We start from the raw sequence: 14,539 nt of genomic DNA on the forward strand, positions 1-14,539 counted from the left end.
GCCATTTTCTCATGTGATGCGATGAATGGGGTGACCGTACGGGGACCGCCCCGGTCAGACGCCGGGGTCGGTGAGCGACTGCTCGGCCCAGATGATCTTTCCGTCGGGGAGGAAGCGGGTGCCCCAGCGTCGGCTGACCTGGGAGACCAGCAGCAGTCCGCGGCCGCCCTCGTCGGTGGTGCGCGGATGGCGCGGGTGGGGTGCGGTGGCGCCGCCGTCGAAGACCTCGCAGACGAGGGTGCGCTCACGGATCAGCCGCAGCCGGATCGGCCCGGTGGCGTACCGGATGGCGTTGGTGACCAGCTCGCTCACGATCAGCTCGGTGGTGAACGCCAGGTCGCCCAGCCCCCACTCCGCCAGCCGGCGGCTCGCCGTCTTGCGGGCCTCGGCGACCGCCGCCGGGTCGGCGGGCAGCTCCCAGTCGGCGACCCGGTCGGCGGGCAGCCGGCGGGTGCGGGCCATCAGCAGGGCCACGTCGTCGTGCGGCCGGGCCGGCACGAGCGCGTCGATCACGGCCCGGCAGCGCAGGTCGAGGCTGTCCGACGGCCGCTCCAGGGCCAGCCGCAGCCGCTCCCGGTCGGTGTTCAGCGCCCAGTCCTCGCCCTGGGCCAGCAGCCCGTCCGTGTGCAGCGCGAGCGTGCTGCCCTCCGCCAGGGTCACCTCGGCCGCCTCGAACAGCGGCCCGCCCGCGCCGAGCGGCGGCCCCTGGGGCAGCTCGACGAACGAGACCGTGCCGTCGGGCAGGACGACGGCCGGGGCGGGGTGCCCGGCGGCGGCCATCGCGCACCGGCCGTCCACGGGGTCGTAGACGACGTACACGCACGCCGACCCCACGGCCCGCGTCCCGCCGCCGGGCCCGGCCTCCGCCGCTGTCTCCGGCGGCGCTGCCATGCCCTCCTCGTGGTCCATGCGGGTCACCAGGTCGTCGAGGTGCGCGAGGATCTCGGCGGGCGGCAGGTCCAGGGCGGCGAGGGTGCGCACCGCGGTCCGCACCCGCCCCATGGCCGCGGCGGCGTCGATGCCGTGCCCGGGGACCTCGCCGACGACCAGCGCCACCCGGGCCCCCGACAGCGGGATCAGGTCGTACCAGTCCCCGCCGAGGCCTGTCAGCTCGTCGGCCGGCCGGTAGCAGGCGGCCACCTCGACCGCGTCCTGTTCGGGCAGCCGGCGGGGGAGCAGGCTGCGCTGGAGAACGAGGGCCGCGTCGCGCTCGCGGGTGTAGCGGCGGGCGTTGTCCACGCAGACGGCGGCCCGCGAGACGAGGTCCTCGGCGAGCGCCAGGTCGTCCTCGTCGAAGGGGTCGCGCCGGTGGCACCGCAGGAACGTGGTGACCCCGAGGATGGCGCCCCGCGCCCGCACCGGCACCACCAGGACGCTGGGCGGCTCCGGCTCGGCGGCCGGCAGCGGGCCCCACTCCTCGGTGTGCCGCTCGGCCCGCCAGGGCCGCCCGCCGGCCAGACAGCGCGCCGGCGGCGAGTCGGCCCGGTACACGACCTCGGGGGCGGCGGCGACCGCCTCGGCACCGTCGGCGTCGGCCGCCCGGCGGCCCGCCCGGCGCAGGGTGACAATGTCCCCGGGGCCCTGCGCCGCCCGCCCCGGCGTGGGCTCGGCGCCCCGCAGCACCGGCTCCAGCAGGTCCACGGTGACGACGTCGGCGAACCCCGGCACGGCCACGTCGGCCAGTTCCTGCGCGGTCCGGCCGATGTCCAGGCTGCGGCCGATGGTGCGGCCGGCCCGGTCCAGCAGCGCGAGCCGCTGCCGGGCGCGGTGCCGGTCGGTCATGTCCACGACGGTGTAGTAGACGCCGATCGGTCGGCCGTGGTCGTCGTCGAGCCGGGTGAACGACATCATGTGCGCCGTCTCCCGGTACGGCGAGGTCCGCAGATGCCCGACGTGCTCGTACCCGACGACGGGTTCCCCGCTCGCCAGCACCCGGCGCATCTGCGCCTCGATCGCCTCGGCGTCCAGGCCCGGCTGGACGTCCGCGAGGCGCAGACCCAGCCGCTGCTCCGGCGGGCCGCCGCCGAACCGGGCGAGCGCCTCGTTCGACCACACGAAGCGCAGGCCCAGGTCCACGACGGCGATGCCGATCGGCGAGCCGCTCACCATCTTCTCCAGCACCGGGCGGCTCATGCTCCAGCCGGGGGCGTCGCCCAGCTCGTTCAGCAGCACCAGCCAGCGGGCCGGACCGCCGGGCTCGTCGGCCGCGGTGATCCGGGCCATGACCGGGATCGGGCGGCCGTCGGCGCGGCGGGCCGACAGCAGTCCGGCCCAGCCGCCGTCCCGACGGCACCGCTCCAGGATCTCCGGCATCCGCCCGGCGTCCGCCCGGGTCAGCAGCGCGGCCAGCCCGGTGCCCACCGCCTGCCCGGTCGGACACCCCAGCAGCCGGGCGGCGTCCCGGGTCCAGCCCCTGACCACGCCGCCCGCGTCGAGCAGCAGGGGGGCGGCATCGGCCACGTCGAACCGCCGGCGGGCAACGTCGTCCTCGTCGTGTGGGACCACGGTCGACCTCTCTGTCGCTGAGAGTGGTCTACCACCTCCCGACACAATCTTCACCCTGCCTGCACGACAGCGCCCGAGCCGCCGCCTCAGGCCGCCCGGGCCCCCCGGGTCAGGACCCGCTCCAACGTGGCCAGGGCCGACGTCAGTTCCTCGGCGGTGATCGTCAGCGGCGGGGCCAGCCGGATGGTCGAGCCGTGGGTGTCCTTGACCAGGACACCTTCCCGCATGAGGCGCTCGCTCACCTCGCGGCCGGTGCCGAGCGCCGGGTCGACGTCCACGCCCGCCCACAGCCCGCGCGCCCGGAAACCGACGACGCCCTTGCCGACCAGCCCGGTCAGCCCGTCCCGCAGGACCACGCCCAGCTCGGCCGCCCGGCGCTGGAACTCGCCCGTCTCCAGCAGCTCCACCACCGCCGTGCCGACCGCCGCGGACAGCGGATTGCCGCCGAACGTCGACCCGTGCTCGCCCGGCCGCAGCACCGACAGCACCTCGCGCCGTGCCACCACCGCCGAGACGGGCACGATCCCGCCGCCGAGCGCCTTGCCCAGCAGCAGCACGTCGGGGACGACGCCCTCGTGCTGCACGGCCAGCGTCCGCCCGGTCCGCCCCAGCCCGGACTGGATCTCGTCCGCGATGAACAGGCAGTTGCGGCGCCGGGTCAGCTCGCGCACCCCGGTCAGATAGCCGTCGTCGGGGATGACGACGCCGGCCTCGCCCTGGATGGGCTCGATCAGCACCGCCGCCGTCGTCTCGTCGACGGCCGCCTCCAGCGCGGCCAGGTCGTTGTACGGGACGATCCGGAACCCCGGGGTGAACGGGCCGAAGCCCGCCCGGGCGCTCTCGTCCGTGGAGAAGCTCACGATCGTCGTCGTACGGCCGTGGAAGTTCTCGGCGGCGACCACGATCGTCGCCCGGTCGGCCGGGACGCCCTTCACGTCGTACGCCCACTTGCGGGCCACCTTGATGCCCGTCTCGACCGCCTCCGCGCCCGTGTTCATCGGCAGGACCATGTCCAGGCCGGTCAACTCCGCGAGCCGCTCGGCGAATTCGGCCAGCCGGTCGTTGTGGAAGGCGCGGGAGGTGAGGGTGAGGCGGTCGAGCTGGCGGTGGGCGGCCGCCACCAACAGAGGGTGCCGGTGGCCGAAGTTGAGGGCCGAGTAGCCGGCCAGCAGGTCGAGGTAGCGGCGGCCCTCGACGTCCTCCACCCAGGTGCCCTCGGCACGCGCGACGACCACGGGCAGCGGGTGGTAGTTGTGCGCGAGGACGGGCTCCTCGGCTCGGATCAGGTCGGCGGAGGACCGGGTGAGGGCGGGGACGGCGGACGGCGCCGGAGCGGGAGCGGCGGACGGAGCGGGGACGACGGGTGCGGTCATGAGCGGATCTCCTGCGTGCAGCACTTGATGCCACCACCGGCCTTCAGGAACTCGGAGAGGTCGACGGGGACGGGGACATAACCGCGCTCGGCGAGTCGCGAGGCGAGCGCCTCGGCCTGGGGAGCGATGAAGACGTGACGGCCGTCGGAGACGGAGTTCAGGCCCAGCGCCATCGCGTCGTCGCGGGTGGCGAGCACCGCGTCCGGATACAGCCGGGCCAGCACCTCCCGGCTGCCGGCCGAGAACGCCTCCGGGTAGTAGGAGATGTTGTCGTCGTCCAGCACGAACAGCGCCGTGTCCAGGTGGTAGAAGTGCGGGTCCACCAGCGTCAGGCTGATCACCGGGTGCCCGAAGAACTCCTGCACCTCCCGGTGCGCCTCCCGGGTCGTGCGGAAACCGGTGCCGGCCAGCACGTACCGGCCCGTCCACACCAGGTCGCCCTCGCCCTCGCAGACCGACTCGGGCCGGTGGACGTCGTAGCCTGCCGCCTTGAACCAGGTGTCGTAGTGGACGGACTCGGGCCGCCGCTGGGGCGCGTGGTAGAGCGAACCGAAGACCCGGCCCGCCACGACGACCGCCGAGTTCGCGGCGAACACCATGTCGGGCAGACCGGGGGCCGCCTCCACGACGTCCACGGTGTGGCCGTGGGCCCGGTAGGCGCTGATCAGGGTCTGCCACTGGGCCTGGGCGAGGTCGACGTCCACGGGGGTGTCGGGGCGCATCCAGGGGTTGATCGCGTACTGCACGGCGAAGTGTCTGGGTTCGCAGACCAGGAAGCGCCGCGGGCGCCGCACCCGGCCGCCGGCCGCGCTCGCGGGCGCGGCGAGGACGTCGGGGACGTCGAGCACATCGGTCACACTCTCGGGCACAGAGGGTTCCTCCGCTTTTCCTACGGTGTCGACTGAGGGTTGACACCAAGGTAGGAAATGACCCCTACGCACGACAAGGAAAGTGCATTGCGTGTCTGCGCAGGAATGCTGCGTGTTGTCCCTGGACAACGCAGGTTTGCTGCGTCTTCGCGCGTTTATTCGGGAGCGTGCTGGGTCGCGCCCGCCTCCGGGCTCTCCGGCAGCAGATGCGACAGCACCATCACGCTGATCGTCTTCCGGATGAACGGCTCGGCCCGGATCCGCTCCAGCACGTTCTCGAAGTGCTCCACGTCCCGCGCCCGCACATGCAGCAGCGCGTCCGCCCCGCCCGTCACCGTCATCGCCGCGGTGATCTCCGGATGGTTGCGCACCACCTCCGTGAGCCGCCGGGGCGGCGCGGCCCCCTCGCAGTACACCTCCACGTACGCCTCCGTCCGCCAGCCCAGCGCCGACGGCTGCACGGTCGCCGTGAACCCGGTGATCACCCCGGTGTCCCGCAGCCGGTCCACCCGCCGCTTCACCGCCGTCGACGACAGGCCGACGGCCGTGCCGATCTCGGCGAAGCTCGTCCGGGCGTTCGCCATCAGAGCCGTGATGATCTTCCGGTCGAGATCGTCGAAAGAGGCGGGCGCGCTGTTCATGCGGGCACTGTATCCAGCGCTCACGGCCACACCCCGGTACATGTCCAGTGGCGCGGATCGCCCCTACACTCCACCTTCATGCTGCGCGCCCTCGCCGTCGACGACGAACGCCCCTCGCTGGAGGAGCTGCTCTACCTGCTCACCGCGGATCCCCGGATCGGCAGCGCGGAGGGCGCCGGCGACGCGACCGAGGCACTGCGCCGCATCAACCGCGCCCTGGAGTCCGGCCCGCACGGCCCCGAGGCCATCGACGTCGTCTTCCTCGACATCCAGATGCCCGGCCTCGACGGCCTCGACCTGGCCCGCCTCCTCACCGGCTTCGCCCGTCCGCCGCTGGTCGTCTTCGTCACCGCCCACGAGGACTTCGCCGTCCAGGCGTTCGACCTCAAGGCCGTCGACTACGTCCTCAAACCCGTCCGCAAGGAACGCCTCGCCGAGGCCGTCCGCCGGGCCGCCGAACTGCGCGCCAGCGCCCCGCGCGTCCCCGTGCACGAACCCGACCCGGACCACCTGCCCGTCGAACTCGGCGGCGTGACCCGCTTCGTCGCCGTCGACGCCATCACCCACGTCGAGGCCCGGGGCGACTACGCCCGACTGCACACCGACCGCGGCAGCCACCTCGTACGGATACCGCTGTCCACCCTGGAGGAGCGCTGGCGCGCCCGCGGCTTCGTCCGCATCCACCGCCGCCACCTCGTCGCCCTGCGCCACATAGGCGAACTCCGCCTGGACGCGGGCACGGTGAGCGTCCTGGTCGGCGGCGAGGAGCTCCAGGTCAGCCGCCGCCACGCCCGCGTACTGCGGGACCTGCTGATGAGGAGGCCGTAGCCGTGCCGCAGGACCCCGCCGAGCGCCGCGTCGTCGTCACCGGCCCCGCCCGCCGCACCCGACGCCCCTCCGGCTACTACCGCCCGCGCACCGAGATCGACGAGCAGACCACCCTCGGCCACACCTACGTCCGCTCCCTCATGCGCTCCCAACTGCGCGCCGCTCTCACGGTGTTCGCCGTCCTCATGCTCCTCGTCGGCCCGCTGCCGCTGCTCTTCGCCGCGCTCCCCGACGCCCGCCGCCTCGAATGGGCGGTCCTCGGCTTCTGCCTCTACGCCCCGCTGGTCCTGCTCGCCCGCTGGTACGTGCGCCGCGCCGAACGCAACGAACGCGACTTCATACGCCTGGTCGAGGACCGATGACGGCCACGTCCCGATGAACTCGACCTTCGCCGTCCCGGCCGTCGCCCTCGTCGTCGTCGCCACCGTCCTGGTCGGCGCGTTCGGCCTGCGCATCTCCCGCACCACCTCCGACTTCTACGTCGCCTCCCGCACCGTCGGCCCCCGCCTCAACGCGGCCGCCATCAGCGGCGAGTACCTCTCCGCCGCCTCCTTCCTCGGCGTCGCGGGACTGGTCCTCGTGCAGGGCCCGGACATGCTCTGGTACCCGGTCGGCTACACCGCCGGCTACCTGGTCCTGCTGCTCTTCGTGGCCGCCCCGCTGCGCCGTTCCGGCGCGTACACGCTGCCCGACTTCGCCGAGGCCCGGCTCGCCTCGCAGGCGGTCAGACGGCTCGCGGGCGCTTTCGTCGTCGGCGTGGGCTGGCTCTACCTGCTGCCCCAACTCCAGGGCGCGGGACTGACGTTGACGGTCCTGACCGGCGCCCCCGACTCGCTCGGCGGGCTGATCGTCGCCGTCGTCGTCACCGCGACCGTCGCCGCCGGCGGCATGCGCAGCATCACCTTCGTACAGGCCTTCCAGTACTGGCTGAAGCTCACCGCCCTCCTCGTCCCCGCCCTCTTCCTGGTCCTCGCCTGGCAGGGCGACGGCGCACCCCGCAGCGCCTTCGACGAACCGGCCACCTTCCGCGAGCAGCGGGCCGTCCGCGTCGACGACACCCTCTACCTCAGGCTGGAGCGCCCGCTGACCGTGACGGTCCACGGCACCGTCGACGGCCACCCGTACGAGGACGCCGTCCTGCGCCTGCCCGCCGGCACCCACCACATCGAGCGCGGCACCCGCCTCGCCTTCGCCGCCGGCACCGCCGTCCCCACCGCCGACCGCGGCAGCAACGGCGGCATGTCCACCTCGCTGGCCGCCGGCCGCGAGGAACGCCCCCTGTACGCGACCTACGGCCTGATCCTCGCCACCTTCCTCGGCACCATGGGCCTGCCGCACGTCGTCGTCCGCTTCTACACCAGCCCGCACGGAGTCGCCGCCCGCCGCACCACCATCGCCGTCCTCGCCCTGGTCGGCGCCTTCTACCTGCTGCCGCCCGTCTACGGCGCGCTGGGCCGCCTCTACGCCCCCGAACTCGCCCTCAGCGGCGACGCCGACGCGGCCGTCCTGCTGCTGCCCGACCGGGTGATCGGCGGCCTCGGCGGCGACCTGCTGGGCGCTCTGGTCGCCGGGGGAGCCTTCGCCGCGTTCCTGTCCACGGCGTCCGGGCTGACGATGGCCGTGGCGGGCGTGCTCACCCAGGACGTCCTGCCGACGCGCGGCGTACGGCACTTCCGGCTGGGCACCGGGCTCGCCATGGCCGTGCCGTTCGCCGCGAGCCTGCTGGTGGGCGGGCTGCCGGTGGCCGACGCGGTCGGGCTCGCCTTCGCGGTGTCGGCGTCCTCCTTCTGCCCGCTGCTCGTCCTCGGCATCTGGTGGCGGCGGCTGACCCCGCCCGGCGCGGCCGCCGGGATGCTGGTGGGCGGCGGCTCGGCGTTCGCCGCCGTCGCCGCCACCATGGCCGGCTTCCCCGGCAACGGCGGTCTGCACGCGCTGCTCGCCTGGCCCGCGCTGTGGTCCGTACCGCTCGGCTTCCTCACCATGATCCTGGTGTCCCTGGCCACCCCGGGCCGGGTCCCGGCCGGCACCGCGGCCATCCTGGCCCGCTTCCATCTGCCGGAGGAGCTGTCGGCGCACGAGCTGCGGGCGGCGGAGGCGACGGCGTGAGCGGCTTCCTCGCGGGCGTCTGCATCGCGATCCTCCCCTTCCTCGCCGCCGGTTTCTGGCTGGGCCGGCGCACCGCCCGCCCCGAGAGCCTCGGCGGCCTCGGCACCCCCGTCGAGCACGCCACCTTCCAGACCCTGCACACCGCTTCCCTCGCCGCACCCCCGCTGCGGGCCGGCCTCACGGAGGAGACGGCCCGCAGGTCGGCGGGCCGGCTGCGCACCCTGCTCGGCACGGACGCCCTGTGCCTGACCGACGAGAAGGAGGTGCTGGCCTGGGCCGGAGTGGGCGCACACCACCGCGCCGAGATCGTGCGGCGGCTGGCCGGCCCCCTGGAGAGCGGCCGGGGCGAGGCGTTCGCCCTGACTTGCGAGCACACCGACTGCCCGGTCCGCTGGGCCGTCCTCGCCCCGCTCACCGTCGACGACCGCGTGCACGGCGTCCTGGTGGCCTGCGCGCCCCGCGAGTCCGCGGTCCTGGTCCGGGCGGCCGGCGAGGTGGCCCGCTGGGTCAGCGTCCAACTGGAGCTGGCGGACCTCGACCAGTCCCGGACGAAACTCATCGAGGCCGAGATCAGGGCCCTGCGCGCGCAGATCTCCCCGCACTTCATCTTCAACTCGCTCGCGGTGATCGCGTCGTTCGTCCGCACCGACCCCGAGCGGGCCCGCGAACTGCTCCTGGAATTCGCCGACTTCACCCGCTACTCGTTCCGCAGGCACGGCGACTTCACCACCCTCGCCGACGAACTCCACGCCATCGACCACTATCTGGCCCTGGTGCGGGCCCGGTTCGGCGACCGGCTCGCCGTCACGCTCCAGATAGCCCCCGAGGTCCTCCCCGTCGCCCTGCCCTTCCTGTGCCTCCAGCCGCTCGTGGAGAACGCCGTCAAGCACGGACTGGAGGGCAAGGCCGGCACCTGCCACATCCAGATCACCGCCCGGGACGCCGGCGCCGAGGCCCTGGTCGTCATCGAGGACGACGGCGCGGGCATGGACCCGGAGGTGCTGCGCCGCATCCTGGCCGGCGAGGCGAGCCCGTCCGGCGGCATCGGCCTGTCCAACGTCGACGACCGGCTCCGCCAGGTCTACGGCGACGGCCACGGCCTGGTCATCGAGACCGCCCCCGGAGCCGGCATGAAGATCACCGCCCGGCTGCCGAAGTACCAGCCGGGCGTCCACTCGGCGGCCCGCCCCACCCCCGGATGATCAGCCGGTCCTCGTCACCAGGTCTCCGTCACGAGGTCTCCGTCACGAGGTCTTCGTCACGATCAGCGCCAGTGTGATCAGCCCGAGCACGACCCAGCCGAACCACAGCCAGCCGTTGCTGCCGAGCGCCACCGTGTAGGCGGTCACCACGACGAGTCCGCCGACGGTGAGCACCCCCATGGTCTTCGTGGAACCGTCCGTCGTACCGGGCATCGCGACACCCTCCTCCGGGCCGCCCCGGGCAGGGCGGGTCCCCCTCCATGGTGCCCCGGGATCAGCGCCCGCGTGCGTCGAGCGACGCAAGATAGGCGTTGTACGCCGCCAGCTCCTGGTCCCCGTCGCGGTCGGCGGCCCGGTCCTTGCGCTTGGCCTGCCGCTGCTCGGAGCCGTACCACTGGAACAGCAGCGCGATCAGCACCAGCACGGACGGGATCTCGCTGAACGCCCACGCGATGCCGCCGGCCGCGCTCTGGTCGGAGAGCGCGTCGATGCCGAGCGAGGCGGGCGGGTTCTCGAACGTCTTCACCATCGGCTGCGACGCCATCATCAACGCGATGCCGAAGAACGCGTGGAACGGCATGCCCGCGAACAGCTCCAGCATCCGCATCAGATAGCCGGGCCGGTTCGGACCAGGGTCGACACCGATGATCGGCCAGAAGAACAGCATGCCGACGGCGAGGAAGTGCACCATCATCGCGAGGTGCCCGGCCTTGGAGCCCATCAGGAAGTCGAAGATCGGCGTGAAGTACAGCGCGTACAGGCTCGCGATGAACAGCGGAATGGTGAACCCGGCATGCGTGACGATCCGCATGTAGCGGCTGTGCAGCAGCATCAGCAGCAGCTCACGCGGCCCCTTGCGACCCCGTCCGGCGGCCGGCAGCGCGCGCAGCGCGAGCGTCATCGGGGCCCCGAGCAGGATCAGGATCGGCGACAGCATGCTGATCACCATGTGCTGCACCATGTGCACGCTGAACATGACCATCCCGTAGTCGTTCAGCGCGGTGCACATCACCAGCATGATGGTCAGCACACCGACCACGAACGACACGGTCCGCCCGGCCGACCAGGAGTCCCCGCGCCGCCGCAGCCGCACGACCCCCCAGGCGTACAGCCCGATCCCCGCCACACAGGCGACCAGGAAGAACGGGTCCGCCGACCACTGAAGACCCCGCCCCAGCGTGAACGGCGGCAGATCCATGGTCATGCCGTGCCCGCTGTGCTCCATGACGCCGGCTCCTGATTCGTGGGGGGTTGTACGCTTCCTGCCGCCCCAAGAGTAGAGAAGCCCCGGGCGGCCTCCGGCACCGGGGGCCGCCCGGATGGCTTCCGGCCCGGCCCGCTTCCTTTCGCCCGGGTTCACTCGGGCGGTCCCGACTCGGAAGCGTTCACCGCGGGCAGGCATGCGGCATGTCTGTCATCTTCTTCGACATCGGCGCGACCCTGGCGGATCCCCACCCGGAATCCGACGGCTCGCTGACGCTGCGGCCCCTGCCGCGCGTCCTCAGCACGCTCGACTCCCTGAGCGGGGTACGCATGGGCGTCATCTCCAACCCCGGGTCGATCGAGGCGGCCGTGGCACGGGCGCTGGCGGAGGCCTTTCCCGGCCGTTTCACGGACGCGTCCCTGGTGAACTGGGGCGTGAAGGACAGCCGCGGGATCTTCGACCGGGCGGTCGCCGGCACCGGGGGAACGGCGGCCGGCGACTGTGTCTTCGTGGGGGAGGACGCCCAGGAGCGCGGCTTCGCACGGGAGGCGGGGATGCGTACCGCGGCCCACCCGGTGTTCGCCCTCGCGGCGACGGAGAACCGTTCCGTGCTCCGGGCGCGGATCGAGTTGCGGGACGGCCAGGACCCGGGCTCGTTGACCGAGGCCATGGACGAGACCGAGGCCGTTCCCGTCGAGGTCGTCTCCGAGCGGCTCGTGCTCGCCGCGGTGACCGCGCGGGGCGTCGAAGCGCTGGAGCACGCCGGCTTCTCGGTGGACGTGCGGGGACCGGCGGAGGACACGGTGGCCTCCGCGGCCCGGCGTGCCGCGTCGGCGGAATGACGTGCACCCCATGGGCGCATCAGACGACGAGGCTCGGAAGAACACCGGCGAAGGTGAACAGAGCGCAGAGCGCGGTGCCGGAGAGCGCGATGCCGGGGAGCGCGATGCCGGGGAGCGTGACGACGCCGAGCGCCGGGCGACCGAGAAGTTCATCAGCGACCTGCTGGCGCGCGGTGAGGCGGTCTTCGAGGGCGAGGAGCCGACCCCCCCGGACGACCCATGTGATCGAGCGCGCGGACGACGGACGGCTCTCCGTCCGTCGCCTGCGCTTTCTGTAGAACCGCTGCCGTTCGGGTCACCGGCTCGTCAGTCGAAGCACCGCCGGACCAGGGCAAGGCCCTCGCCGGTCGTGCTCTGCGAGAACTCGTGGGTCTTGAGCCGGGAGGAGCGGTGGTCGACGAACGACGTGGCGGAGCGGTGCTCTTCGGGCACCTCGACCCGACCGCGGCGGAAGAGGTCCTCGAGGAACGACGTGGCGACCCGCTCGGGGTCGGCGGGCCGCACCGAGCCGCCGGCGGGGTCGGAGCCCGCGATGCCGAAGCGCCGCTCCTACGACGGGGCGGAGAGGGTGAGCGGCTGGGTGATGCCGTACGTCGCCCCCTGGATCGTCACGGCCGTCAGACCCTGAGCGTCGTCACCGCCGGGCGCCATGTCGGCGATCGCGGCGCTCCGGCGTGTCATCTCCTGCTCGGTGAGGGACGTGGCGGCCTCCAGGGAGAGGATGCCGTGCCGGATGAACGCCGAGCGCAGGGACGGACCGTACGTGCCGCCGTTGCGGCGCTGGTCCGCGGTGATCATGTGGCCCGCGACCTGCGCGTAGTAGGCGGACACCACGGGCGCCGCCACGACCGTGTCCACCAGGAGCTGTCCCGCCATCTCGGCCGCGAACGCCAGACCCGCCTGGTCCTGGAGGTCCTGCTGCCGGAAGATCCCGGCGACGATCTTCAGGAACGCGCCGCTGAACACCCGGGAGAACGAGTGCGGCTCGCTGCTGAGCATGCTCGCGGGTCCGCCGGGATCCAGCAGCACCGGGTCGCGGTAGAAGAAGCTGTTGGACATGTTGCGCAGACAGTCCGGGTCGACCATGTTCGGGTGGCTCTGGCGGATCGCCCAGCCCAACTGCTCGGCCATGCGCGAGATCCGCGAGGACCGTTCGAGGTCGCCCTGGGTCTCGGCCAGTACGGCGGTCCGCAGCGACTCGAGCTGGAGCGAGCTGAGCAGGGCGCTGATGTCGCCGAACGCCTCGTGCAGGTCGGCCGCCTCCGCGCTCGCCGTGTCGAAGAGCTGAGGGCGCAGGGCGTCGAGGATCGCGTGCCCCGTCTCGTGCTCGACGATCTCGTTGCTCTCGCACGTGGCGACGGTGACGCCCGCCACCGTGTGGCGGAAGAACCACACGCCTCTACGGTCGTAGAAGGCGTTGAGGTCGTCTCCCGCGTTGAGGTGCGCGGTCAGGGCGCGTCCGACCTGCGGATGCCACTGCGTCCCGGTCGGGACCAGCGGCCCCCAGGTCTGACCGGCCCTGCTGAGTGAGTCGGCCGCCACCCAGTAGCGGAAGGCCTCGGTGCCGGGCCCGGCGCTGTCCGGCTGCGGCGCGTTTCCCGCGATGGCCGTCGGGAAGGGGTGTGTGTCGAGGTGCGGCACGGGATGCGGTACGGGCATGTTGACCTGCGGGGGGAATCCGGGGTCGTCCTCGTACACCAGGACCGTGGGGAGGGGGATGGGGGGGGAAGTCCTTCCTGTTCAGTACGAGGCCCCATGAGGCGGGTGTTAATTCGGACGAAAATGGACCGAAGTGGGCGGGAACGCCCGAGGTGGCCCGTGCCCAGTGGACACGGGCCACCGCAGCGGTGCCGGTCGACGGCCGGCCAGGTGACGCCGAGCGGGCCGGACGGCTACAGCACGCACTCCGCTTCCGCGTACCGGTCGTCCGGGACGGTCTTCAGGGTCTCGACGGCCTCGCCGAGCGGCACCATCACGATGTCCGTCCCGCGCAGCGCGGTCATCTTCCCGAACTCCCCGCGATGCACGGCCTCCACCGCGTGCCACCCGAACCGGGTCGCGAGCACCCGGTCGTACGCGGTCGGCGTGCCGCCCCGCTGCACATGCCCGAGGATCACCGGCCGCGCCTCCTTGCCGAGCCGCGACTCCAGCTCGATGGAGAGCTGCCGGGCGATGCCCGCGAACCGCTCGTGCCCGTAGATGTCCTTGGCGCCCTCGTCGAAGGCCATGGAGCCGGCCTTCGGCTTGGCGCCCTCCGCGGCGACGACGATCGCGAACCGCTTGCCCGCCTCGAACCGTTCGCCGACCCGGCGGGCCAACTCCTCGATGTCGAAGGGCCGTTCCGGTACGACGATGGCGTGGGCGCCGGCGGCCATGCCGGAGTGCAGCGCTATCCAGCCGGTGTGCCGCCCCATGACCTCGACGACGAGCACCCGCTGATGGGACTCGGCGGTGGTCTTCAGCCGGTCGAGGGCCTCGGTCGCCACGCCGACGGCCGTGTCGAACCCGAAGGTGACGTCGGTGACGGCGATGTCGTTGTCGATGGTCTTCGGCACGCCCACGATGGGCAGCCCGCTGTCCGACATCAGCCGGGCCGCCTTGAGCGTGCCCTCACCCCCGATCGGGATGATCGCGTCGAGACCGAGCTCCGCGACATGGCCCCGGGCCCGCGCCACACCGTCCCGCAGGTGGGCGGGCTGGACCCGGGAGGAGCCGAGGATCGTGCCGCCGCGGGCGAGGATGCCGCCCACCGCGTCCAGGTCGAGCTTGAGGTAGTCGCACTCCAGGAGGCCCTTCCAGCCGTCCCGGAAGCCGATGACCTCGTCGCCGTGGTCGGCCACGGCACGGTGCACGACGGACCGGATGACGGCGTTCAGGCCGGGACAGTCGCCGCCGGACGTGAGGACACCAATGCGCATAGCCCGAAACAACCTTCTCCACGTGGGCCGGTCCGGACCGCACTGTCCGGC

General features: G+C 72.9%; 14 protein-coding genes. 5 read left to right on the top strand and 9 right to left on the bottom strand.

From position 1 onward, the window contains the following. Window positions 1-54 precede the first annotated feature (54 nt). From BMZ82_RS03145 to BMZ82_RS03160, 4 genes are all read right to left on the bottom strand, one after another. Window positions 55-2,505, bottom strand: a complete 2,451-nt coding sequence (locus BMZ82_RS03145; protein ID WP_093771374.1) for a SpoIIE family protein phosphatase — start codon at window positions 2,503-2,505, stop codon at window positions 55-57. Window positions 2,506-2,591: 86 nt separating this feature from the next. After that, window positions 2,592-3,878 carry an ornithine--oxo-acid transaminase gene (rocD, locus tag BMZ82_RS03150; protein WP_256251727.1) on the bottom strand — a complete coding sequence of 429 codons (1,287 nt, stop codon included), beginning with the start codon at window positions 3,876-3,878 and terminating at the stop codon, window positions 2,592-2,594. Continuing rightward, window positions 3,875-4,672 (bottom strand): dimethylargininase, encoded by a 798-nt coding sequence (gene ddaH / locus BMZ82_RS03155; RefSeq protein ID WP_093771866.1) that lies wholly within the window; start codon window positions 4,670-4,672, stop codon window positions 3,875-3,877. The genes rocD and ddaH overlap by 4 nt, the downstream gene beginning before the upstream one ends. Window positions 4,673-4,902: 230 nt before the next feature. Then, on the bottom strand, window positions 4,903-5,388 hold the full coding sequence (locus tag BMZ82_RS03160; protein ID WP_093771376.1) for an Lrp/AsnC family transcriptional regulator: 486 nt from the start codon (window positions 5,386-5,388) through the stop codon (window positions 4,903-4,905). Window positions 5,389-5,466: 78 nt separating this feature from the next. Between BMZ82_RS03160 and BMZ82_RS03165 the strand changes: the two genes are divergently transcribed. The 4 genes from BMZ82_RS03165 to BMZ82_RS03180 are packed head-to-tail and all read left to right on the top strand — an operon-like array spanning window position 5,467 to window position 9,524. Then, window positions 5,467-6,216 (top strand): LytR/AlgR family response regulator transcription factor, encoded by a 750-nt coding sequence (locus BMZ82_RS03165; RefSeq protein ID WP_093771378.1) that lies wholly within the window; start codon window positions 5,467-5,469, stop codon window positions 6,214-6,216. A gap of 2 nt (window positions 6,217-6,218) precedes the next feature. Continuing rightward, on the top strand, window positions 6,219-6,578 hold the full coding sequence (locus tag BMZ82_RS03170) for a hypothetical protein (RefSeq protein WP_093771380.1): 360 nt from the start codon (window positions 6,219-6,221) through the stop codon (window positions 6,576-6,578). Window positions 6,579-6,591: 13 nt separating this feature from the next. Then, on the top strand, window positions 6,592-8,322 hold the full coding sequence (locus BMZ82_RS03175; RefSeq protein WP_093771382.1) for a sodium/solute symporter: 1,731 nt from the start codon (window positions 6,592-6,594) through the stop codon (window positions 8,320-8,322). Then, window positions 8,319-9,524 carry a sensor histidine kinase gene (locus BMZ82_RS03180; RefSeq protein WP_093771384.1) on the top strand — a complete coding sequence of 402 codons (1,206 nt, stop codon included), beginning with the start codon at window positions 8,319-8,321 and terminating at the stop codon, window positions 9,522-9,524. The genes BMZ82_RS03175 and BMZ82_RS03180 overlap by 4 nt, the downstream gene beginning before the upstream one ends. A 42-nt stretch (window positions 9,525-9,566) precedes the next feature. Here BMZ82_RS03180 and BMZ82_RS39180 read toward each other — a convergent pair whose 3' ends face one another. Together BMZ82_RS39180 and BMZ82_RS03185 are read right to left on the bottom strand one after the other, a co-directional pair. Beyond that, window positions 9,567-9,737, bottom strand: a complete 171-nt coding sequence (locus BMZ82_RS39180) for a hypothetical protein (RefSeq protein WP_107487630.1) — start codon at window positions 9,735-9,737, stop codon at window positions 9,567-9,569. 61 nt (window positions 9,738-9,798) lie between these two features. Continuing rightward, window positions 9,799-10,749, bottom strand: a complete 951-nt coding sequence (locus BMZ82_RS03185; RefSeq protein ID WP_093771386.1) for a cytochrome c oxidase assembly protein — start codon at window positions 10,747-10,749, stop codon at window positions 9,799-9,801. Between the two features lie 182 nt (window positions 10,750-10,931). Here BMZ82_RS03185 and BMZ82_RS03190 point away from each other — a divergent pair, with 182 nt between their 5' ends. Further along, complete coding sequence (locus tag BMZ82_RS03190) at window positions 10,932-11,570, top strand: HAD family hydrolase (RefSeq protein ID WP_093771388.1); 639 nt, start codon at window positions 10,932-10,934, stop codon at window positions 11,568-11,570. Between the two features lie 306 nt (window positions 11,571-11,876). On the opposite strand, the gene BMZ82_RS41495 is transcribed toward BMZ82_RS03190, so the two are convergent. From BMZ82_RS41495 to BMZ82_RS03200, 3 genes are all read right to left on the bottom strand, one after another. Beyond that, window positions 11,877-12,074, bottom strand: coding sequence for a hypothetical protein (locus BMZ82_RS41495; protein ID WP_256251728.1), 198 nt, complete (start codon window positions 12,072-12,074; stop codon window positions 11,877-11,879). 45 nt (window positions 12,075-12,119) lie between these two features. Continuing rightward, window positions 12,120-13,268 (bottom strand): hypothetical protein, encoded by a 1,149-nt coding sequence (locus BMZ82_RS03195; RefSeq protein ID WP_256251729.1) that lies wholly within the window; start codon window positions 13,266-13,268, stop codon window positions 12,120-12,122. A 194-nt stretch (window positions 13,269-13,462) separates the two neighbouring features. Beyond that, complete coding sequence (locus BMZ82_RS03200; protein WP_093771390.1) at window positions 13,463-14,488, bottom strand: 6-phosphofructokinase; 1,026 nt, start codon at window positions 14,486-14,488, stop codon at window positions 13,463-13,465. Window positions 14,489-14,539 lie beyond the last annotated feature (51 nt).

The sequence above is a fragment of the Streptomyces sp. yr375 genome (assembly GCF_900110755.1).
GTDB lineage: Bacteria > Actinomycetota > Actinomycetes > Streptomycetales > Streptomycetaceae > Streptomyces.